The organism is Vibrio sp. (genome assembly GCF_047973365.1).
GTDB lineage: Bacteria > Pseudomonadota > Gammaproteobacteria > Enterobacterales > Vibrionaceae > Vibrio.
Window position 1 is genome coordinate 32990 of sequence record NZ_JBKEBW010000032.1, and the last position, 22941, is coordinate 55930.

Genomic DNA, 22941 nt, shown 5'->3' on the forward strand with positions numbered 1-22941 from the left:
ATGCTCATGGGGATTCACTCACTTGCCGCCTACCTGCAACTTCAAGTAGTTTGGGTATACACCAGTTGCAACATGAAACTGGTGTCGTTTAATTCCATTAACCAAGTGGTGTAGTTGGGTGGAGTTTTCCGCGCAGTTATCTGCTTGGTTTTGTTTTTGTTATTACTAAACGAATTTATCGGTTGGATAGATGAGTTGGTACGTATGAGACTTCGGTCTTGGGAAGGTGAATACTGGTGAACAAGCCCCTTATCGTGCAAAAGTTCGGCGGAACTTCAATGGGTTCAATTGAAACAATCCATACTGTAGCTGAACACATCATAAAGGCGAAAAATGATGGTAATCAAGTTGTTGTAGTGGTATCTGCAATGTCGGGTGAAACCAATCGATTAGTGGCATTAGCCCAACAAATTGATAGCGTACCAACGGCAAGAGAACTTGATGTTTTGCTCTCTGCTGGTGAGCAAGTGTCGATGGCACTGTTAGCAATGACTTTAAATAAATTAGGTTTTGCTGCACGTTCACTAACCGGAGCTCAAGCGAACATTGTGACGGACAATCTGCACAATGACGCGACGATTAAGAACATTGATACTCGAACGATTAACGAGCTACTGGCACAAGATCAAATTGTGATAGTAGCTGGCTTCCAGGGTGTTAATGAGAATGGGGATATCACCACGTTAGGACGCGGTGGCTCAGACACAAGTGCTGTGACACTTGCCGGAGCTCTCAAGGCTGACGAATGCCAAATCTTCACTGATGTAGATGGTGTGTACACTTGTGATCCAAGAGTGGTACCCAATGCTCAGAAATTAGATATTGTTGATTTTCCATCGATGGAAGAGATGGCGCGTAAAGGTGCAAAAGTTTTACATTTACCTTGCGTTCAATACGCTTGGGATAATGCCGTTCCACTTCGTGTTCTGTCTACTTTCGATGTCAATGAAGGTAGCCTGATCAAAGGCGAACTGGGAACTAAACCTGTTTGTTGTATCGCTATTCAAAGAGATATGGCTTTGATTCGAACTGAGCGTGAAGCACTTGCAAGCCTACAGAAACATTGCCAAATGTTAGGTATTGAAGTATGGAGTGTGATCGAGGATACAGAATGGGCAGGAGTAGTTATAAAACTTGATGCTTGTGCTAAGTTGAAGCTGGTGTTCAGCGATAAAATCCGTAATAGTGAACATGTGAGTTTATTAACCACAGTAGGTTTACAAGCCCCGAGCTTAGTTGACCGTTCTTTTGCATTACTGGCTGAACACGATATAAAGATTCATTACATTTCAACGACTTCGCAATCATCAATGCTTATGTTAAGTCCAGAAAGTGTTAATTCAGCAGCTAATATTTTGCATGAAGCTTTTATAACTTCTGACGAACTATTAGATTTTCAACCTAGGCAAGTATCTTTAGGTTAATAAACCGCCATGAGAGTTTACGACAAGATAACTTCTGGTGGATAATAGTATAATTGCAAGATAATTCAGAGATTACTCAAGGAGCAAAGAATGCTAATTTTGACTCGTCGTGTTGGCGAAACTCTAATGATCGGTGATGAAGTCACTGTGACTGTTTTAGGCGTAAAAGGTAACCAAGTACGTATTGGTGTAAATGCGCCGAAAGAAGTATCTGTTCACCGTGAAGAAATTTACATGCGCATTCAAGCTGAAAAGGGCAATGGTAACGTTGCATCTGGCAACTACTAATTCTCAAAAGAGCTGGCTATTCGCCAGCCTTTTTTGTTTTTAAGAGATGCTTTTTTTAATTAAAGTGTAATTTCATAGCGCTTTGATTAAATTGACAACGATTGACTTGGTTTTTGCTATTTTTGCCAAGAAAATGTTTGACATATTTTTGGTAAATCGTAATATGTGCCTCCGCAAGACGGTGAGGTGGCCGAGAGGCCGAAGGCGCTCCCCTGCTAAGGGAGTATACGGTTTGTAGCCGTATCGAGGGTTCGAATCCCTCCCTCACCGCCATTCTTGCCTTGTTTGGGTTAGCAGCCAAACAAAGAACAAAGTGCGTCCTTAGCTCAGCTGGATAGAGTACCTGGCTACGAACCAGGCGGTCGGAGGTTCGAATCCTCCAGGACGCGCCATTATTTATCGTCTAAGATGTTGTTGTTAACAGCAAAAATCTTAGATGTTGGGGGTATGCCCTTATATCAGTCTTAGTTTTTAAGACGAGAATATTAAACACTGCGCGCTCATAGCTCAGCTGGATAGAGTACCTGGCTACGAACCAGGCGGTCGGAGGTTCGAATCCTCCTGAGCGCGCCATTATTGAAGTTGATGATTAATCTCATTGATTCTGCGCGTCCTTAGCTCAGCTGGATAGAGTACCTGGCTACGAACCAGGAGGTCGGAGGTTCGAATCCTCCAGGACGCGCCACTACTGAAAGCCTCGCATATATTGCGGGGCTTTTTCTTGCTTTAAGCTTTCTCAACCACAAATACCCCTTCTTAGTGATTTATACCATCTGGAAAACTTTCTGATCAGTGAATGGGTGTCGATAAGCAAACCCTCCGAGCCATGGATGGCTCGGCGGAGCCCCATGGACGGGCATTCTTATAAAAAAATAAGGGCGTGTTTGTGTTCGACGCTCATTCGCTGTTCCATCGATATTCAATCTGATCGTATTTTCACTTAGGATGGTATGATTTATGAGCGCTAAGTCACTGTTCTGCTTCAAAGCTCGGTAACTTTATCGCTTAGATCTCAAATTTCATTTCAAAACTTCTTTAATCTATTTGTAAATCACAAAATCCTTTGTCAACACCTTCATACCATTCATTGCCAAACAGATTCACATTGGGATCCGGAGTGGTATTACTGGTTTACAGTCGATTTGCGCTGTTTTGTTAGCTATGCCATAAATCTGGCACTCAGTGTGGGTGCTTCTAGAAGAGTGGTCTCAACTAAATTGACAATTTTTGAACAGTCGAGATAATTTCCGCTCACTTGTCTTAGCCAGTGATCTCGGTTTTGGACAATTGTTGTCAGGATGACAAAGAAAGGAAGCAACATGACAAATATTGGAAGCCTGCTAGTAGACGCGGCTACCCTGATGATTACAGGGATGGGCTTCGTTTTTCTATTTCTAACCTTATTGGTTTATCTCGTTCGGTTAATGTCTAAATGGGTACCACAAGAAGTACCCCAACCGATCAGTACACCTAACAAAAATAAAAAAGTACCAGTGAAATCTGCGGCTTTTAACCCACATGCGGTTAGTCCACAGGTTGTAGCAGCTATTTCTGCAGCGGTACATCAACACCGCACCTTAGCTGCTGCCAAAAGTAGTAAATAATTAAAAGGAGTTAATAAGCATGTCTAAACCACTTGCCATAACCGATGTGGTCCTTCGTGATGCCCATCAGTCGTTATTTGCTACGCGTATGCGTATCGAAGATATGTTGCCGATAGCCTCAGAGCTGGACAAAGTTGGTTACTGGTCTCTGGAAACTTGGGGCGGAGCAACATTTGATGCCTGTATTCGCTTTTTAGGGGAAGACCCATGGGAGCGTTTGCGTGAGCTGAAAAAAGCGATGCCTAACACGCCGATGCAAATGCTTTTGCGTGGTCAAAACTTACTCGGTTATCGTCATTATGCGGATGACGTGGTAGAGAAATTCGTTGAACGAGCGCATACCAATGGTATGGATGTTTTTCGTATCTTTGATGCGATGAATGACGTACGCAACTTTGAGAAAGCGGTAAAAGCAACGATTGATGTTGGTGCTCACGCTCAAGGTACACTCTCATACACAACCAGTCCTGTTCACAATGCGAATACCTGGGTTGATCTCGCGAAGCGGTTAGAAGATCTGGGTTGCCATTCTTTGTGTATCAAAGACATGTCTGGCCTACTAAAGCCATATGAAGCTGAAGAGCTGATCACTCGCATTAAAGAATCTTGTAATGTTCCGCTCGCACTTCACTGTCACGCAACCACGGGTTTATCGACAGCGACTGCGGTGAAAGCGGTAGAAGCAGGGATCGATATTCTTGATACTGCCATCTCTTCAATGAGCCAGACTTATGGCCATACGCCAACCGAAACGGTTGTCGCTATGCTGCAAGGTACTGAACGCGATACCAATCTCAAGTTGGAACAAATCGAGCCTATTGCAGCTTACTTCCGTGAGGTACGTAAGAAATATGCGAAGTGGGAAGGTCAACTAAAAGGTGTCGATTCTCGCATTCTGATTGCACAGGTGCCGGGTGGAATGCTGACCAATATGGAAGGTCAATTAAAAGAACAAGGTGCGGCTGACCGCATTGATGAAGTTCTGGAAGAGATCTCTCGCGTGCGTAAAGATCTGGGATATATTCCATTAGTTACGCCGACTTCGCAAATTGTCGGTACCCAAGCGGTTATCAACGTATTAACCGGTGAGCGTTATAAGAGCATCACCAAAGAGACGGCTGGCTTACTAAAAGGCGAATACGGTGCAGCCCCGGCTGAAGTGAATGCTGAACTGCAAGCGCGCGTACTTAATGGGGCTGAAGTGATCACTTGCCGTCCTGCCGATCTGTTAGACAACGAGATGGATCACCTAACAACGGATCTGCTTGAAAAAGCAAAAACAGATGGAATATCACTGGCTGAAGATACGGTTGATGATGTTCTTACCTATGCACTATTCCCTCAGGTTGGTCTCAAGTTCCTGAAAAATCGTCATAATCCCGATGCGTTTGAGCCAGCACCAGGCAAAGAGCCTGTGGCTCCGGTTGTCGCGGCTCCTGCAGCTAAAGCGACAGTTGGCAGTATCGAAACTTACAGCGTGAAAGTTGATGGTCATGTTTATGAAGTGGAAGTTGGACCGCAAGGTCAACTGACTTCAATCACACCAACAAATGCCCAACCGGTGGCAGCACCTGTAGCGGCATCAAGTGATGCCGAAGATGTCTCAGCTCCTCTTGCTGGTACCATTTTCAAAGTGAATGTGGCGGCTGGTGAAGAAGTGGCGGAAGGTGATGTGCTGATTATTCTTGAAGCGATGAAGATGGAAACCGAAGTGAGGGCGGCTCGTGCTGGCTTGGTTCAGGATCTTCATGTTAAAGAAGGTGATGCTGTCGCGGTGGGTTCACCACTGCTGAGCTTAGCGTAAGGGAGTACCATGGACGGATTAATGACCTTATGGCTAGAAACCGGTATAGCTAACTTCGAACTCGGTCAGATCATTATGATTATGGTTGGTTGTTTGCTGCTTTTTCTCGCTATTCGTAAAGGTTTTGAACCCTTGTTACTCCTGCCAATTGGCTTTGGTGCTATTCTGGCGAATATTCCTAATGCAGGTTTCACGGAGCCTGGCGGTTTGCTTTACTACGTTTATCACGTAGGGATTGAATCGGGTATCTTCCCGCTGTTGATCTTTATGGGAGTAGGAGCAATGACGGATTTTGGGGCTTTGATAGCAAACCCTAAAACTCTGTGGTTGGGTGCCGCTGCGCAGTTGGGTATTTTTGCGACCTTGTTTGGCGCGATTTTACTTAACTATGTGCCGGGAATGGAATTCACTATGGCTGATGCTTCATCGATCGCAATTATCGGTGGTGCTGATGGCCCAACTGCGATCTTCTTGGCGAGCAGACTATCACCTGATTTGCTTGGTGCGATTGCCGTTGCAGCCTATAGCTACATGGCGTTGGTTCCAATCATTCAGCCACCAATCATGAAAGCGTTAACCACCCCGGAAGAGCGCCAGATTAAAATGGCTCAGCTTCGTCATGTCGGGAAAACCGAAAAAATCATTTTCCCACTGGTTGTCCTGCTGATGACTATTTTGTTCCTACCGTCAGCGACGCCACTTGTTGGTATGTTCTGTTTAGGAAACTTAATGCGTGAAGCGGGAGTGGTTGAGCGTTTGTCTAAGACTGCACAAAACGAGTTGATCAACATCGTGACTATTTTCTTGGGTCTTGGTGTTGGCTCGAAACTTCAGTCGGATAAATTCTTAAATTTAGAGACGCTGGGTATTTTGGCATTAGGTGCCGTGGCATTCAGTATCGGTACTGCTGGCGGCGTTATTATGGCTAAGGTTCTCAACAAGTTTTCAAAAGAAGATATCAATCCACTGATTGGTGCGGCGGGTGTCTCTGCGGTTCCTATGGCTGCGCGAGTGGTCAATAAAGTGGGATTGCAAGCTAACCCGCAGAACTTTCTATTAATGCATGCGATGGGACCTAACGTAGCTGGCGTGCTTGGCTCGGCGGTTGCTGCCGGTGTGTTACTTGCGCTGGTGGGGTAGGACAGGGTTCATGCTTAATGCTTTAATGGTATGAAACTGTAGTGTTTGCAAATATTGGTATATATTCAAAGGGATGCTGTTAGCATCCCTTTTATTTTGCGCTATAGGGACAGTTGAAATGGAAAATAAGCAAATTGCTATCACTCAGTTTGGTGGGGCGGAAGTTCTTTCAATTTTATCGTCACCGATACCAGAGCCTAAGGCGGGTGAAGTATTAGTGCGTGTTGCTTACTCAGGGATTAATCCTATCGATGTCAAAACACGGGCAGGGTTAGGATGGGCTGCAGCGCAAAATAAAGATAACTTGCCTTGGGTTCCGGGTTACGATATCGCAGGACAAGTGGTGAAAACTGGGCAAGGTGTTTCTCATTTGCAACAAGGAGATAGAGTTGCCGGTTTTATTGGCTTCCCTACTCGAGGCGGTGGCTATAGCCAATATGTTTGTGTTGCTGAAAGGGAACTCAGTGTAGTTCCAGATGCGGTGACGCTCGAGGCTGCTGCTGTTCTTCCGCTTGCCGGTCAAACCGCCGCTCAGGCTTTGAATAAAGCGCAAGTGAAAGAAGGCGATGTGGTACTTATTTTAGCGGGGGCGGGTGGTGTTGGTCATTTAGCGATACAGATAGCATTGGCAGCAAAAGCAGAGGTTTACACCACTTGTAGTGAAAGTAATTTGGATTATTTGGCGACACTTGGCGCCCATGCGATTAACTATCAGTTTGCACCGGTATCACAGCGTATTGAAAAAGTGGATGTGTTAATCGATCTCGTTGGTGGTGATGCGGCATTGGATGCTTTGAAGTGTTTGAACGATAATGCCCGTGTGATTACTGTGCCCACCCTCAGTGCTGAACTGATCTGCGAGAAAGCGAAAATGCTCGGTTTTCAAGCCACGGGTATGTTGGTCGACCCAAATCCTGAGCAATTAGACACTATGTTATACATGGTCAGTGTCGGTTTACTCAAAACGGAAATTCAGCAAATTTACCCCATGGATGAAGTTCAACAAGCTCATCAACAGATAGAAACTGGGCATACTCGAGGCAAAATTCTGCTTGATATGAAATGATCGAGTTTTTTAACTCCCTTTTTCTTCAATTAGCACAGTATTTTTCAGACTCAGCACTGTGGATTCTTTTTTTTGGCGGCTTTTTGAGTGCTACCTTGCTTCCCGGAGGTTCAGAAGCCGCTTTGCTTGCAACTTTGGCGCTGAACCAATATCCCGTATTTTCTGTCATTACCATCGCAACGTTTGGCAATACCCTCGGTGGTCTGGTTAACTATTGGTTAGGACTGTGGTTACCAAATCGAACTCAACAACAAAAGCATGGTCATAAAGCTTTAGTTTGGTTAACCAAGTATGGCTACTGGTCTTTGCTGTTTAGCTGGCTACCTATTATCGGTGATCCTCTTTGTCTGGCTGCAGGTTGGTTAAGAATGAAATTTTTACCTTCATTTGTCATGATTTTGATTGGCAAAGCGTTCCGCTATTCCATTCTAGCCATTGTTTTTTATTTCTAAGCTTTTCTAAGGAGATGTTATGCGGAAAATCTGGGCTGGTGCCTTTTCGTTGATCGCCATTTATGGCTGTAGTACTCAAACCAAACCAGAGACTGAACTCTCCGCACTTCCTCAAGGTGTTCACTTAGTCGAACAAGTTGATGCCGCTGCTGATAAAGTGATGATCCCCTATTCTAAATACCGTTTAGACAATGGGTTAACGGTTATTCTCTCCCCCGACCACTCTGATCCTCTTGTGCATGTGGATGTGACTTATCACGTCGGTTCAGCGCGTGAAGAGGTGGGTAAATCCGGTTTTGCGCACTTTTTTGAACATATGATGTTTCAAGGTTCAAAACACGTCGCAGACCAAGAGCATTTTAAGCTGATCACAGAAGCCGGTGGCTCACTGAATGGTTCCACCAATCGGGATCGCACAAATTACTATGAGACTGTACCTGCCAATCAGTTGGAAAAAGTGCTGTGGTTAGAGTCCGATCGCATGGGCTTTCTGCTTGATGCTGTTTCGCAGCGTAAGTTCGAAATCCAGCGCGATACAGTGAAGAATGAACGTGCACAGAATTATGATAATCGTCCATATGGCCTAATGTGGGAAAAAATCGCGCAAGCGATATACCCAGAAGGGCATCCATACTCTTGGCAGACCATTGGTTATGTGGAAGACCTCGACAAAGTTGATGTCAACGATTTGAAAGCGTTTTTCCTTCGTTGGTATGGGCCTAATAATGCCGTTTTGACCATTGGTGGTGACATTGATGTGGATGAAACTTTAGCATGGGTCAGCAAATACTTTGGCTCGATACCGACGGGGCCAGAAGTTAGCCATGCTAACAAGCAACCAGCACTGTTGCCTGAAAGCCGTTTTGTGACCATGGAAGATCGCATCCAGCAGCCTATGGTCGTTATCGGTTGGCCAACATCCTACCGTGGTGCGGATGATCAAATGTCTTTGGATGTTTTGGCTAGCGTGCTTGGCAGTGGCACCAATAGCTATCTCTACCAAAATTTGGTCAAAACGCAGAAAGCCGTTAGTGCAGGTTCGTTCCATGATTGTTCTGAGTTAGCGTGTAATTTCTATGTTTTCGCTATGGCTCCAACCGGAAGCGAAAGTCAGTTAGCCCCTCTTTATCAAGAACTGATGCGAACCCTGGATGAGTTTAAAACTAAAGGGGCTGAAGCGACGCGATTAGAACAAATTACCGGTATGGCAGAAGCGAACTCTGTCTTTGCCTTGCAAAGTGTGTCTGGAAAAGTATCACAGTTGGCGTCTAATGAAACCTTCTATGGCGAGCCGGACCGTATTCAAGTGCAACTCGAGCAGTTGAGCCGAGTATCACCGAAGTCGCTATCTGATGTATTTAAAAAATATATTGATGGTCGCAACAAGGTGACTCTTAGCATTGTTCCTCAAGGCAAAACCGATTATGCAGTACAAAAGGCGACGTTTGTTACGCCTGAGCGTACGTTGCCCGAGCATGAAAAAATTAGCGAGCAACAATTAGCGTATCGCTCAGTGGTCGATAACTTTGACCGTGCAGTGATGCCAAAAATTGCTGAGCCAGTTCAGGCACATATGCCAACATTGTATGAGATCTATTTCAACAACGGTGCTGAGTTGCTTGGCACGACAACCTCTGAAACACCGACAGTGGTGATTCAGTTTAAACTTCCTGCGGGTGAAAGGCATGTCGCGAGAGGGCAAGAAGGGTTAGCGAATTTAACCGCAGCTATGATGGAGCAAGATTCGGCTTTAAGAAATGTCGAAGATATTCAGGCACAACTGGACAAACTGGGTTCGACCATCAGCGTCAACGCTAATGCCTATTCAACCAGTGTTGTGGTTTCGAGTTTGGATAAAAATCTACCAGAAACGCTTGCAGTGATTGAAGAAGTACTGTTCAGACCGGGCTTTAAGCAACATGATTTCGACCGCATCAAACAGCAAATGATTCAGGGCATGGTTTACCAGCATCAGCAACCAGAGTGGCTGGCATCACAAGCAACCCGTCAGGTATTGTTTGGCTCATCTATTTTTGCTCGCTCCAGTGATGGCACTAAAGATTCGATTGCTAGTTTGACATTAGATGATGTAAAACATTTTTATCGTGAGCATTACACGCCAAATGGCGCGCAAATCGTGGTGGTCGGTGATATCTCTAAACAAGAGATTCGTAAGCAACTGAGTTTTTTTGCCAATTGGCAAGGCGAGGCTTCCCCTCTGATAGACCCGCAAATAGTACCGCCCTTGACTGAGAGAAAAATTTACCTGATTGATAAACCGCAAGCTCCTCAGTCAGTGGTGCGTTTGGTTCGACGTGGCTTGCCTTTCGATGCCACTGGCGAGCTCTATTTAAGTCAGTTAGCCAACTTCAATTTGGCGGGCAACTTTAATAGTCGAATTAATCAGAATCTGCGTGAAGACAAAGGTTTCACTTATGGTGCCAGCAGTTATTTTACCAGTAATCGAGAAATTGGTGCCGTGCTGTTTAATGCTCAAGTGAGAGCCGATGCGACGTTAGATTCTATTGTTGAGTTACAAAATGAAATGGCTAAGTTCAGTGAGCAAGGGCTTACCGACCAAGAAATGGATTTTTTACGTCTAGCTGTTGGTCAACAAGAGGCGTTGGAATATGAAACTCCAGGGCAGAAAGCTTCCTTGTTGAGCAGTATATTGACGTACAGTTTGGATAAAGACTATTTACAGGTACGTAATCAGCTAGTGAAAACCGTTGATAAAGCGACGCTAGATCGTTTGGCAGCCAAGTGGTTTAACCCAAGCGACTACCAAATTATCGTGGTCGGTGATGCGAAAACTCTTAAACCGCAACTAGAAAAATTAACTATTCCCGTAGAAGAGCTTGAAATCATCCGCTAGAGTACACATTAATGAGGAGGCGACGTTCGCGTGCCTCCTGTCTGTCCTGATGGATTTTGCCTCTATAAGGTAGAACCGCAAAGGGAAATAGGCCGACTCACTATACATATATAAGCTAAACCTATATACGAATCACATATAAGCGAATCTCATTTTGACTAATTTTGCCAAGCGACTTGAACGAGTTGCAAATAAATCTACAGTATTTCAGCAGTTTGGCCGTGGTGTTGAACGTGAAACGTTACGCTATACATCAGATGGTGAGCTGGCTCTGACGCCGCATCCTCATTCATTAGGCAGTGCGTTGACCAACCGTTGGATCACCACAGATTTTTCAGAATCGCTGCTGGAATTTATTACCCCAGTTTCCAATGATGTAGCAACTTTGATGGCGCAATTAAAAGATATCCATCATTTTGCTCAAGCTAACATCAATGATGAAAAACTTTGGCCACTTTCTATGCCTTGCTATGTAGGTAGTGAGGACGATATTAATCTTGCACAGTATGGCACCTCGAATACAGGCAGAATGAAAACCTTGTATCGCGCTGGTCTTAAAAAGCGCTATGGCAGCTTGATGCAGATTATTTCCGGCGTCCACTTTAACTTCTCATTCCCTGACTCTTTCTGGGACGCTTTGTATGGCGAACAAGATGAAACGGCGCGTCAGGAGACAAAATCAGAGGCGTATTTTGCGTTGATCCGTAACTATTACCGTTTTGGTTGGTTGATCCCGTACTTCTTTGGTGCCTCTCCAGCGCTCTGCTCGTCTTTTATTCGTGGTCGTGAAACCAAACTGCCATTTGAGAAAATTGGTGGCACTTTGTACCTTCCACATGCAACCTCTTTGCGTTTGAGCGATTTAGGCTATACCAATAGCGCTCAAAGTGGTTTGAAGATTGGTTTCAATGGCTTGAATCAGTACTTAGAAGGATTGAACAGAGCCATCCGCACACCTTCAGAGGAGTTCGCCGAAATTGGCGTTAAAGTTGCGGGTGAATATCGTCAACTTAATAGCAACGTGTTGCAGATCGAAAACGAACTGTATGCGCCAATCCGTCCCAAACGAGTAACGAAAAGTGGTGAGAAACCCTCAGAAGCGCTGGCGCGAGGTGGTGTTGAATACATTGAAGTTCGTTCTTTAGATGTCAACCCATTTAGTCCTGCTGGTGTAACGGAACAGCAAGTTCGTTTCCTGGATCTGTTCTTAACTTGGGCAGCACTGTCTGATTCTGATCCTATGGATAACTGTGAGCTGGAGTGTTGGCGTGATAACTGGAACAAAGTGATTGTTCAAGGTCGTCAGGTTGGATTAGAACTACAAATTGGCTGTCACGGAGAGAAATTGTCATTGCAAGCTTGGGCAAAACGCGTGTTTGCCGATTTGCGTCAAATTGCTGAAGTGATGGATGCGCAGATGGAGGGGGACGCTTATCAGCAAGTATGTAATGAGCTGGAAACGTGGATCGACAACCCTGAAAAAACACTGTCGGCACAGTTGCTGGAAAAAGTGAAAGCGGCTGGTGGTTTAGGTAAAGCGGGGTGTGCACTCGGTCTGGAGTATCGTCAACAAAACCTAGAGCATCAATACCAAGTTTATTCCGAAACGATGATGGAAGAAGAGGTTATTCGTTCCGCTCAAGAACAGCTCAGTATTGAACAGCAAGATACCTTAAGTTTTGATGAGTATCTTGAACAGTATTTTGCTTATCTGAAATAAGCCGCTTCACGATTGATGGTTAGACAGCTATCATTCATTAGCAAACAACAATAGATCAACACGATTTATCTGTGTCGGAATAGCGTTAGATTCCAACACCATTGGAGAAAAAGAACAATGCCACTATTAGACAGCTTTACTGTTGACCACACTCGCATGCATGCACCTGCCGTTCGTGTAGCGAAGAACATGCAAACGCCGAAAGGCGATACGATTACGGTTTTTGATTTACGTTTCACTGCGCCAAACAAAGACATTTTGTCTGAAAAGGGCATTCACACGCTTGAGCACTTATATGCAGGTTTTATGCGCGCACACCTTAACGGTGCCAATGTTGAAATCATCGATATTTCGCCTATGGGCTGTCGCACAGGCTTCTATATGAGCTTGATTGGCGCGCCAAGTGAGCAGCAAGTTGCAGATGCATGGCTTGCAGCGATGCAAGACGTATTGAAAGTGGAATCGCAAAACAAGATCCCTGAGCTAAATGAATACCAATGTGGTACAGCAGCAATGCACTCACTTGAAGAAGCAAAGCAAATTGCTCAGGCTGTGATTGCGGCAGGTATCAGTGTCAACCGCAATGATGAGCTGGCTCTGCCAGAAGAGATGCTGAAAGAGTTGAAAATCGACTAATTGCTAGTGGATTTGGAAAGTAAAAAGGCTTGGGTTGACCAAGCCTTGAGTTTGTTGACAAAGTTGGTATTCGATTTATACCTGATATTCCTAACCCTACCGTCATTCCTGCGAAGGCAGGAATCTAGTTCTAGCGTGCGTTGAGACTAGATTCCAGATATTTCGTTCCGAAATTCTGGAATGACGATATTGGGTTTGTCATCAGTCTGAAGGCTTGGGTTAACCAAGCCTTTTTGTATTTATTGTGTCTGGAATTGTGAATTAAACTTTCTTTGGCTTTTTCGGGTGAACTCGAACCAGCTTAATACGGTTCTCTTCCAACTCGACAATTTCCATTGGGTGGTTGGCGACTTTAACACTGATTTGGCTGGCAGGGATCTCTTCAAGATGCTCCAAAATCAGACCGTTTAATGTTCTCGGCCCGTCTGTTGGCAACTTCCACTTCAAGCTCTTGTTAATGTCACGAATGTTTGCGCTACCTTCAATCAGGAAGCTACCATCGCCTTGCGGTGTGATCTCTTCGGATAAACTTGGTGCGATGGAGGTGGTAAATTCACCGACAATCTCTTCCAGAATATCTTCCAAAGTAATCAAACCGATAATATCGCCATACTCATCGACAACCAGACCAATACGCTCTTTATTGCGTTGGAATTTGAGTAGCTGAACGTTAAGCGGCGTGCTTTCAGGGATGTAGTAGATTTCATCCGCAGCACGCAAGATGATCTCTTTGTTGAGTTCGCTTTTTTCTAACACAAAGCGAGAGGCCTCACGCAAACGCAGGATACCAACCGCTTCATCAATTTGATCACGGTAAAGCACTACTCGGCCATGAGGAGAGTGGGTTAACTGGCGAACAATCGATTTCCAGTCGTCATTAATGTTGATACCTGTGATTTCGTTACGCGGAATCATAATGTCATTCACCGTAACGTGCTCAAGGTCAAGAATCGACAACAGCATATCTTGGTGACGACGAGGAATAAGACCGCCAGCTTCATTGACCACTGTGCGTAATTCTTCTGAACTCAGGTGGTCTTCACTACTGCTTAAGTTTTTTACCCCCAACAGACGAATAAACCCGTTGGTAATAAAGTTAACGAACACCACTAACGGCGCAAAGACTTTCATCAGCACGCTGAGCAGAACGCTACTGGTGTAAGCCACTTTTTCCGGGAAGAGGGCTGCCAATGTTTTTGGTGTTACTTCCGCAAACACTAGTACCACTAAGGTTAATAAACCAGTAGCAATCGCCACACCGTAATCACCATACAGACGCATACCGATAATCGTTGCAATGGCAGATGCCAGAATGTTGACTAGGTTATTACCGATTAGAATGAGGCCAATAAGGCGATCTGGACGATTAAGTAATTTCTCAACTCGTTTAGCACCCTTATGCCCAGTGTTGGCGAGGTGCTTTAAACGATAACGGTTGAGAGACATCATGCCTGTCTCAGAACCGGAAAAATAGGCAGAAATAACAATAAGACACGCAAGCAGCGCAAACAAAATACCTGTAGAGATATCGTCCAAAACGATTTTTTTCCTTATAACAATGAATAAATGTGGCTTAGTTTAAAATAATTTCTCTGACAAAACGGCTACCGAAATACGCCAGAGTTAGTAGAGTAGCACCCGCTATCGCAAACCAAGTGACTTTTCTTCCGCGCCAACCTTTCTGATAATGGCCCCAAAGCAAAATCGAATAAACCACCCAAGCAACAAATGAAAAAATGGCTTTATGCGCTTTACCTTGAGCAAACATATCCTGAACAAAAAACCAACCAGTGATAAGAGTACCAGTTAACAATAAGTTGCCAATCAGAATTATTTTAAACAATTGACGCTCAACCATCAGCAATGGTGGCAAATTCGGATTAATGGTTAAAGCTTTTTTCTTTTTCAATTTGTAATCAAGCCAAGCAAGTTGCAATGCGTACAGAGCACCAATCGACAATGTTGAATAAGAAAATAGTGCTAGAGAGATATGAAGTAGCAACTTGGGGTCATTTTCTAAATGAGTAATAAAGGTACTTGGCAAGAGTGCAGCAGCAGACAAATTGATGACTGAAAAGCTATAAACCACAGGAAGTAAGAACCATAAGCGAGTTTTGAACATCGCGATGCTCATTACTAAAGAGATAATAAAGCTAATCAGAGAGGCGACATTGAGCATACTTAAATTCTGCCCAGTGACATTAATTATCAAGTCTCCGAGCAGCCAGGCATGAAAAACAAGCGCAAAGAAAGCAGAAATAAAAACGGATTTTGCTCTTATTCCCGTTTGGTTGACTAGGCTAGGCACTATGGTTGCTATGGCTAATATGTACAGTAACGTGGCAACGATAGCGATTAAGTTATCCATACTTCTCACATAAATGGTTGCTGAATTAACGAATTATACATTGCCTAACTCTAATGAGCCATGGTGGATATTGATTGATTTTTCACAGTTGAGATATCGCTAAGTTAACCCAATTAACAATACAAAGCTCAATGCTATTAGTGATAGAGATATCAGCGTGTTCTGTTATGGGGAATAGGGTATGCCTAGGGACTTGGCTAAGGTATACTCACCACAATTAATCGCCGTACCGCGAAGAGAATTAAAATGTTTGAGAATTTAACGGATCGACTATCCAAGACGCTGAAAAATATCAGCGGTAAAGGACGTCTTACTGAAGACAATATTAAAGAGACCCTGCGTGAAGTGCGCATGGCGCTATTGGAAGCTGACGTTGCGCTTCCTGTAGTTCGTGATTTCGTCAACCGTGTGAAAGAGAGCGCGGTCGGTGTCGAAGTTTCTAAGTCACTGACTCCTGGCCAAGAATTTATCAAGATCGTACGGAGCGAACTTGAAAAAGTCATGGGTGAATCCAACGAAGCGCTTAACTTAGCTGCGCAGCCACCGGCTGTTATCCTTATGGCGGGTTTACAAGGTGCCGGTAAGACAACCAGCGTTGGTAAACTTTCTAAGCTATTAAAAGAGCGTGATAAGAAAAAAGTGCTGGTGGTTTCTGCCGACGTTTATCGCCCCGCGGCGATCAAACAGCTAGAAACGTTAGCGACGGACCTTGGTGTTGATTTCTTCCCATCTTCTGCTGACCAAAAGCCACTTGATATTGCGAATGCGGCTATTGATCATGCGAAGAAAAAATTCTATGACGTATTAATTGTCGATACTGCTGGTCGTTTGGCTATCGATGAGCAAATGATGTCGGAAATCCAAGACCTACATAAAGCTATCGATCCAGTGGAAACACTGTTTGTGGTCGATGCGATGACAGGTCAAGATGCGGCAAACACAGCGAAAGCGTTTGGTGATGCACTACCTCTGACCGGTGTGATCCTGACTAAAGTTGATGGTGATGCTCGTGGTGGTGCTGCTCTGTCTGTACGTCATATCACTGGAAAACCCATTAAGTTCTTGGGTGTAGGGGAAAAAACCGACGCTCTAGAGCCTTTCCATCCTGATCGTGTTGCTTCGCGTATTCTTGGTATGGGTGACGTACTGTCACTGATTGAAGATTTACAACGCAACGTTGACCAGGATAAAGCGGAAAAACTGGCTAAGAAGTTCAAAGAGAAAAAAGGTTTCGACCTGGAAGATTTCCGTGAACAATTGGGGCAAATGAAAAACATGGGCGGCATGATGGGAATGTTAGATAAGCTTCCTGGCATGTCTCAGCTTCCGGCTGGCGTTAAAGATAAAGTTGACGATGGCATGTTCAAGCAGATGGAGGCCATTATCAGCTCGATGACGATGAAAGAGCGTCGTAACCCCGATTTGATTAAAGGCTCGCGTAAAAAACGTATTGCGTCAGGCTCTGGTGTTCAGGTGCAAGACGTTAACCGCCTATTAAAGCAGTTCACTCAGATGCAAAAGATGATGAAAAAAATGCAGAAAGGCGGCATGAAAGGCATGATGCGCAACATGCAAGGCATGATGGGCGGAATGGGAGGTATGGGCGGAGGCGGTGGCTTCTTCGGTCGCTAGAGTTATTGCTTTCCATTGTACTCATACCAAGTTCAATCCATTCTTAATTATTTAGTAGATGGGAAATCTTGAACTCAGGTATGAATTCCCACGCAGGAGCGTGGGAACTAGAAATGTTTCAAACTGTTATCAAGGTCACAGTAATTAATCCCTGCTTTTGGTGGTGAAAAATTAGCTAAAAACCTTGCAATGCCTCGGAATAAGAGTAAAATTCCGGGGCTTTATTTTGGCACGAGACCCCAAGCTGTTTTATCTAAGACGGTTACTGGGGTTAATTTTATTTTTGAGAAAGCAAAGAGGACGACATGGTAACCATTCGTTTGGCACGTCACGGCGCTAAGAAGCGTCCATTCTATCAAATCGTTGTTGCCGATAGCCGCAACTCAGCTACTGGCCGCTTCATCGAGAAAGTAGGTTTCTTTAACCCTACTGCTACTGGTCAAGAAGAAGGCCTACGTCTAGATCTAGATCGCGTGAACCACTGGGTTTCACAAGGCGCATCTGTATCTGATCGCGTAGCTAAACTAGTAAAAGACGCTCAAAAAGCGGCTTAATTCTTACATTTAGTGAGTAACTAGTTTATGTCGATGAAAGGTAATGAAACGATGAGCAAACAAAGCGAGAAAATTGTTGTAGGCAAGTTTGGTGCTACTTACGGCATTCGTGGTTGGCTTAAAGTTTTTTCCTATACAGACAATCCAGAAAGTATTTTTGATTATGCCCCTTGGTTTGTTAACCAAAAGGGTGTGTCAGTTGAATACAAAGTTGAAGGTTGGAAGCGCCACAACAAAGGGCTTGTAGTTAAACTTGCCGGTCTCGATGTTCGTGAAGATGCGCACTTACTGACTAATTTTGAAATTTCAATTGATCCCGCGGTACTACCAGAATTGCCAGAAGATGAATTCTACTGGCGCGAATTGTTCGGCATGCACGTGGTAACCACCCAAGGCTACGACCTAGGTAAAGTTACTGACATGCTCGAGACAGGCTCGAACGATGTTCTCGTAGTTAAAGCAAATCTGAAAGATGCTTTCGGGCAAAAGGAACGATTAATTCCGTTCCTTGAAGAGCAAGTGATCAAAAATATTGATCGCACAGCTCAACGGATCGAAGTTGACTGGGATCCAGCGTTTTAACTCTAAACTATAAGGCAAAGAACACATGTGGGTTGGCGTAATAAGCCTATTTCCTGAAATGTTCCGCAGCATTACAGATTTTGGAGTCACAGGCCAAGCGGTTAAAAAAGGGTTGTTGTCTGTTGAGACTTGGAATCCACGTGATTTCACTCATGACAAACGTCGTACTGTCGATGATAAACCCTACGGTGGTGGCCCTGGTATGTTGATGATGGTACAGCCTTTGCGCGATGCTATTCATGCTGCCAAACAAGCCGCACCGGGAAAGACGAAAGTCATTTACCTTTCTCCTCAAGGTCGAAAACTCGACCAGAAGGGAGTTGAAGAGTTAGCTACAAATGAAAACCTTGTTCTTATTTGTGGTCGTTACGAAGGGGTAGATGAACGCATTATTGAATCTGAAGTTGACCAAGAATGGTCAATTGGTGATTTCGTAATGACGGGTGGGGAAATCCCAGCCATGACCTTGATTGATTCGGTGTCTCGGTTTATTCCGGGTGTACTTGGAGATTTCGCGTCAGCAGAAGAAGATTCTTTTGCCAATGGCTTGTTAGATTGCCCACATTATACGCGTCCTGAAGTGTTAGATGGAAAAGAAGTACCTGCGGTACTGAAATCCGGAAATCACGAGGACATTCGTCGCTGGCGACTAAAATCGTCGCTGGGCCGAACTTGGTTAAGACGTCCGGAGCTCCTGGAAAACCTAGCTCTGACTGACGAACAGGAACAATTGCTGGCTGAGTTCATTAAAGAAACTCGGAATAACCAGTAACCTATTAAATTTAGTATCAGTTTATTCTAGGAATTTAAAAAATGAGTAACATCATCAAAGCTCTTGAGCAAGAGCAAATGAAACAAGACCTACCTAAATTTGCACCAGGTGACACTGTTGTAGTTCAAGTTAAGGTAAAAGAAGGTGATCGTGAGCGTCTACAGGCATTCGAAGGTGTTGTAATCGCTATCCGTAACCGTGGTCTACACTCAGCATTCACTGTACGTAAGATTTCTAACGGTGAAGGTGTTGAACGTACGTTCCAAACTCACTCTCCTGCTATCGGCGGAATTGAAGTTAAACGTCGCGGTGCAGTACGTCGTGCCAAGTTGTACTACCTGCGTGAGCGTTCTGGTAAGTCTGCTCGTATTAAAGAGAAACTTGCTAAGAAGTAATACTTCATATCGCATTCTCATAAAAAAACGGAGCCAATTGGCTCCGTTTTTTTATGTCTTAAATTCTAAAAGATAAAACAGAAGTGATACCGTTCTAGAAAAATTTCTGATCAGTGAATGGGCATCGATAAGCAAACCCTCTGAGTCAAGGATGGATCAGCGGAGCCCCATGGAAGGTCGCTCTTATAAAAAATAAGGGCGTGTTTGTGTTAGATGCCCATTCGCTGTTCCACCAATGCCCAATTTGATCATATTTTTACCTAGAATGGTATGAATCACATCGAGACTTCGCTATTCACGAGTGTCTTCGGAGATGGTGACAGGTACAGTGATCTCTTCACCTTTACGCAGCAAAGTAAAATTCGCTACGGTTCCCGGTCTTAAGTTGGTGACAATATCCATGACACTTTGACGACCATTGATTTTATGATCATCGATCTTCAAGATAATATCGCGAGCTTCAACCCCCGCTTTTTCAGCAGGACCATTCGGGTCGACAGCTAAAATCACGATACCGCCGATATGTTCATTCCCTAACAAACGGGAAGTGACAGAGTTGATATCTTGACCATCTACGCCAATGTAGCCACGAATCACACGACCATCGGCAATAATCTTTTCCATAATCGTATTGGCGAGAGCATAGGGAATGGCAAATGAAATTCCGTATGTTTCCAAATCGGTAGCCTGTTGGAAAGAGGCGGTATTGATACCAACGAGCTCACCTTGTGTATTGACCAGAGCACCACCTGAGTTACCTTCATTGATTGCAGCGTCAGTCTGAATGAACGCTTGACGACCGTCAGCACTGATCGAAGAGCGACCGGTCGCAGAGATAATGCCGAACGTGGTCGTTTGTCCAAGGTTGTACGGGTTACCAATCGCTAATACTACATCCCCGACTTTTGCCTGGTATTGGGGGTTGAGAGGAATGACAGGAAGGTTATTGCCCTCAACGCGTAACACCGCAATATCCGTTCTTCGGTCTTTACCGACAAGTTGAGCCGCCGCTACGCGCCCATCCTGCAAGGCGACAATAATTTGATCGGCTTGTGCCACCACATGGTAGTTAGTGATGATATAGCCTTTTTCACTCACGATGACACCAGAGCCAAGACCTTGAGTAGACAGCTTGCTGCGATCGTTCTCGGCGTATTTCCGGCTATAGATATTCACCACCGCAGGGGCCGCCTTAGCTACCGCGCTGTTAAAGGATATTTGTAAAGAGGCCATATCATCGGGTGTGTCGTTTTGTTTCGGGATGATGTTTTCACGTAAAGATGGCATCGCAGCAACAATGATGACTGCGGTAACCAAACCAATAACAACAGAACGAAGCAAAACTTTTAGCATAAATTCCCCAGAATTAGCGCAGCCAATTGAGTGAGTTTTAAATAGTTGTATCCCAAGAAATTTGGGTGAGTTTTCTTAGCACGAAGAATAGCATTACCGAGGCAAATAACAAAAGGACCACATGCAATTGTGGTCCTGTTTGTTAACTGATTAGCCAATCAGTTTTGGTTATCATTAGACTGCTTAATCTAGCGAACAACTAAGCCGTTAGCGAACAACTAAGTAGATAGTACGATCACCGCGTTGAATATTAAGTGCAAGGATACTTGGATTTTTATCCATGATCGCTCTTAAATCGGCGATGTTTTTCACCCGCTGTCTGTTAACGCCAATAATGATATCGTCAGTTTGCAGCTGGTAGCTTTCCGCTGGTGAATCTTTGGCGACACTAGTGACTTTGACACCTTCAATTGAGTCGGACGATGTCGTATTACTTAACTCAGCACCTTGTAATCCGTGATGCAGTTTGTCTGCTTTGGTTTTGCTAGTGGTCGCTTCACCCAGTGTGACGTCGTAGGTTTTCTCTTTACCTTCACGAATCACCCCCAGTTTCACCGTTTTACCTGCACCTAAAGTCGCGACTTTCGCGCGCAGTTCAGAAAAGGTTTCTATTTTCTTACCGTTCACTGAAACAACAATATCACCCGCTTTTAAGCCGGCTTTATCGGCAGCACTATCTGGCACAACTTGGCTCACGAAGGCGCCTTTAGTTGAGGAGTAACCCATAGCTTCAGCCAGTTCAGAAGTGACTTCGCCACCTTGCACGCCGAGCATGCCACGTTTTACCTCGCCAAATTCAAGAATTTGGCTGGTCAGGTTCTTCATCATGTTAGAAGGAATGGAGAAACCAATACCTACGTTGCCACCGTTTGGACCAAGAATCGCAGTGTTAATACCAATCAATTCACCATCGAGGTTTACCAGTGCGCCGCCTGAGTTACCACTGTTGATCGCCGCATCGGTTTGAATGAAGTTTTCGAAATTTTCAATATTTAAACCACTGCGACCCAGAGCTGAAACAATCCCCGAAGTAACGGTTTGACCAAGGCCGAATGGGTTACCGATCGCGACCGCAAAATCACCGACGCGAAGTTGATCCGAATCGGCAATATTAATTTGCGTTAGGTTTTCAGATTTTTCTAATTTCAACAGTGCAATATCAGACATCTCATCGCCGCCAACGAGTTCAGCATTGATCTCTCGTCCGTCATGAAGCTTAACGCGGATCTTCTCTGCATTATTGATGACGTGGTAGTTAGTGACGACATAGCCTTTACCCGCGTCAATGATGACGCCAGAGCCAAGAGCTCGGAACGGACGCTCTTGCATCTGCTCTACGGGGAAGTCTGGACCAAAGAAGAATCGGAATTGTTCTGGGACTCTTTGTCGAGAGACTTGAGTACCTTCTACTGCAATGCTTACCACTGCGGGTGTTACTTTTTCGAGCATGGGTGCCAAGCTTGGCATTTGCTCTCCATTCACCGATAAAGGCAGTGCTGCAGTCGCCTGCATTGGTGCAATGATAGAACTTAAGCTTAAGGATAGAACCGTTAAAGCAAGCAAAGGTTTTTTCATCATGAAACTCCTCATAGATTATTATCTGGTCATGGTTAATATTCGTGCTAAATATCAAACTTCAACAGACTCAGTGAGAGTTATGACTCAAAAACCTTGGCAAAGTTCATTAGGGATTAATAGTTCGTTAGAGAACAATAGCTCATTAGAGCAATCGTTATCAACATGAGTATCAATTAACTCGCTTTGACATCAATAACTTCAGAAGAGTGCAGAATCGCTTTTTCTTCAGTTTTTAGTAGCCCTGTCGCACCTAACGCGTAATCTTTCGGTTGCTCTTCAAGTGCTTCATCTGAACTGCTCTCTTCTTTTGCTTGAGCAATTTGCTTCACAAACGGGTTATCTTGTTCAGGCACATTGGGCAGCAACTCGCTAGAGGTCTTCGACATATGCTGGTAAAGCTTAGTGTAATCTTTACCTAGTGTGTCAAGCATCTCGGCAGCTTGGGCAAAATGATCTGCGAGTTCTTGACGTTGTTGTTCAAGTGCATACTTTGTGCTGTCTAAATCTTTTTGTAAGGATTTTTGAGCCTTATATTGAGGTGTGGTTAAACGAGAAATCACGACGCCAACTACAAGACCAACTAATAATCCAACAATGGCATAAATCCAAGGCATAACAGCTCCTTATTGTTGTTATTTAACATGTTTTTCACCAATTGGTTACACATGGGCTTATCTCATGGTACTATGACTGCCCGA

General features: G+C 44.4%; 20 protein-coding genes and 4 tRNA genes. 19 read left to right on the forward strand and 5 right to left on the reverse strand.

Features of this window, described 5'->3' with window-relative positions:
• Nucleotides 1-236 precede the first annotated feature (236 nt).
• The 14 genes from ACK5MF_RS05495 to luxS all read left to right on the forward strand — a co-directional run bounded on the left by ACK5MF_RS05495 (nt 237) and on the right by luxS (nt 13009).
• A complete protein-coding gene (locus tag ACK5MF_RS05495; protein ID WP_416920131.1) occupies nt 237-1424 on the forward strand; it encodes an aspartate kinase in 1188 nt (395 codons plus the stop codon).
• 90 nt (nt 1425-1514) lie between these two features.
• Nucleotides 1515-1712: a carbon storage regulator CsrA gene (gene csrA / locus ACK5MF_RS05500; protein WP_004415691.1), complete on the forward strand. Its 198-nt coding sequence runs from the start codon at nt 1515-1517 to the stop codon at nt 1710-1712.
• Between the two features lie 180 nt (nt 1713-1892).
• A tRNA-Ser gene (locus ACK5MF_RS05505) sits at nt 1893-1985 on the forward strand.
• Between the two features lie 42 nt (nt 1986-2027).
• Nucleotides 2028-2104, forward strand: a tRNA-Arg gene (locus ACK5MF_RS05510).
• 104 nt (nt 2105-2208) lie between these two features.
• Nucleotides 2209-2285: transfer RNA gene (locus tag ACK5MF_RS05515), tRNA-Arg, on the forward strand.
• A gap of 35 nt (nt 2286-2320) precedes the next feature.
• Nucleotides 2321-2397, forward strand: a tRNA-Arg gene (locus ACK5MF_RS05520).
• Between the two features lie 634 nt (nt 2398-3031).
• A complete protein-coding gene (locus tag ACK5MF_RS05525) occupies nt 3032-3316 on the forward strand; it encodes an oxaloacetate decarboxylase subunit gamma (RefSeq protein ID WP_416920156.1) in 285 nt (94 codons plus the stop codon).
• A 19-nt stretch (nt 3317-3335) separates the two neighbouring features.
• Nucleotides 3336-5120, forward strand: a complete 1785-nt coding sequence (gene oadA, locus ACK5MF_RS05530; RefSeq protein ID WP_416920158.1) for a sodium-extruding oxaloacetate decarboxylase subunit alpha — start codon at nt 3336-3338, stop codon at nt 5118-5120.
• A gap of 9 nt (nt 5121-5129) precedes the next feature.
• A complete protein-coding gene (locus ACK5MF_RS05535; RefSeq protein ID WP_416920159.1) occupies nt 5130-6260 on the forward strand; it encodes a sodium ion-translocating decarboxylase subunit beta in 1131 nt (376 codons plus the stop codon).
• Nucleotides 6261-6378: 118 nt separating this feature from the next.
• A complete protein-coding gene (locus ACK5MF_RS05540) occupies nt 6379-7326 on the forward strand; it encodes an NADP-dependent oxidoreductase (RefSeq protein WP_416920161.1) in 948 nt (315 codons plus the stop codon).
• Nucleotides 7323-7778 (forward strand): YqaA family protein, encoded by a 456-nt coding sequence (locus tag ACK5MF_RS05545; RefSeq protein ID WP_416920163.1) that lies wholly within the window; start codon nt 7323-7325, stop codon nt 7776-7778. Before ACK5MF_RS05540 ends, ACK5MF_RS05545 begins: the two co-directional genes overlap by 4 nt.
• 19 nt (nt 7779-7797) lie before the next feature.
• Nucleotides 7798-10653, forward strand: a complete 2856-nt coding sequence (locus tag ACK5MF_RS05550) for a M16 family metallopeptidase (protein WP_416920165.1) — start codon at nt 7798-7800, stop codon at nt 10651-10653.
• Between the two features lie 154 nt (nt 10654-10807).
• Nucleotides 10808-12373 carry a glutamate--cysteine ligase gene (gshA, locus tag ACK5MF_RS05555; protein WP_416920167.1) on the forward strand — a complete coding sequence of 522 codons (1566 nt, stop codon included), beginning with the start codon at nt 10808-10810 and terminating at the stop codon, nt 12371-12373.
• A gap of 117 nt (nt 12374-12490) precedes the next feature.
• Nucleotides 12491-13009 carry an S-ribosylhomocysteine lyase gene (gene luxS / locus ACK5MF_RS05560; protein WP_416920169.1) on the forward strand — a complete coding sequence of 173 codons (519 nt, stop codon included), beginning with the start codon at nt 12491-12493 and terminating at the stop codon, nt 13007-13009.
• Nucleotides 13010-13270: 261 nt separating this feature from the next.
• On the opposite strand, the gene ACK5MF_RS05565 is transcribed toward luxS, so the two are convergent.
• On the reverse strand, nt 13271-14545 hold the full coding sequence (locus ACK5MF_RS05565) for an HlyC/CorC family transporter (RefSeq protein WP_416920170.1): 1275 nt from the start codon (nt 14543-14545) through the stop codon (nt 13271-13273).
• 37 nt (nt 14546-14582) lie between these two features.
• A complete protein-coding gene (locus ACK5MF_RS05570; protein WP_416920172.1) occupies nt 14583-15377 on the reverse strand; it encodes a cytochrome C assembly family protein in 795 nt (264 codons plus the stop codon).
• A 246-nt stretch (nt 15378-15623) separates the two neighbouring features.
• On the opposite strand from ACK5MF_RS05570, the gene ffh reads away from it, so the two are divergent.
• The 5 genes from ffh (at nt 15624) to rplS (ending at nt 19312) form a co-directional block, all read left to right on the forward strand.
• Complete coding sequence (ffh, locus tag ACK5MF_RS05575) at nt 15624-17009, forward strand: signal recognition particle protein (protein WP_416920174.1); 1386 nt, start codon at nt 15624-15626, stop codon at nt 17007-17009.
• A gap of 305 nt (nt 17010-17314) precedes the next feature.
• Complete coding sequence (gene rpsP / locus ACK5MF_RS05580) at nt 17315-17563, forward strand: 30S ribosomal protein S16 (protein ID WP_165312245.1); 249 nt, start codon at nt 17315-17317, stop codon at nt 17561-17563.
• Between the two features lie 27 nt (nt 17564-17590).
• Complete coding sequence (gene rimM, locus ACK5MF_RS05585; protein ID WP_416920177.1) at nt 17591-18145, forward strand: ribosome maturation factor RimM; 555 nt, start codon at nt 17591-17593, stop codon at nt 18143-18145.
• 25 nt (nt 18146-18170) lie between these two features.
• Nucleotides 18171-18917, forward strand: coding sequence for a tRNA (guanosine(37)-N1)-methyltransferase TrmD (gene trmD / locus ACK5MF_RS05590; protein ID WP_416920179.1), 747 nt, complete (start codon nt 18171-18173; stop codon nt 18915-18917).
• Between the two features lie 41 nt (nt 18918-18958).
• A complete protein-coding gene (gene rplS / locus ACK5MF_RS05595; RefSeq protein WP_102940491.1) occupies nt 18959-19312 on the forward strand; it encodes a 50S ribosomal protein L19 in 354 nt (117 codons plus the stop codon).
• 291 nt (nt 19313-19603) lie between these two features.
• Here rplS and degS read toward each other — a convergent pair whose 3' ends face one another.
• The 3 genes from degS to zapG form a co-directional block, all read right to left on the reverse strand.
• Nucleotides 19604-20665, reverse strand: coding sequence for an outer membrane-stress sensor serine endopeptidase DegS (gene degS, locus ACK5MF_RS05600; protein WP_416920181.1), 1062 nt, complete (start codon nt 20663-20665; stop codon nt 19604-19606).
• 207 nt (nt 20666-20872) lie between these two features.
• On the reverse strand, nt 20873-22240 hold the full coding sequence (locus tag ACK5MF_RS05605; RefSeq protein ID WP_416920201.1) for a Do family serine endopeptidase: 1368 nt from the start codon (nt 22238-22240) through the stop codon (nt 20873-20875).
• A 176-nt stretch (nt 22241-22416) separates the two neighbouring features.
• Entirely contained in the window at nt 22417-22857 is a 441-nt protein-coding gene (zapG, locus tag ACK5MF_RS05610; RefSeq protein ID WP_416920183.1) for a Z-ring associated protein ZapG, read from the reverse strand.
• Between the last annotated feature and the right edge of the window lie 84 nt (nt 22858-22941).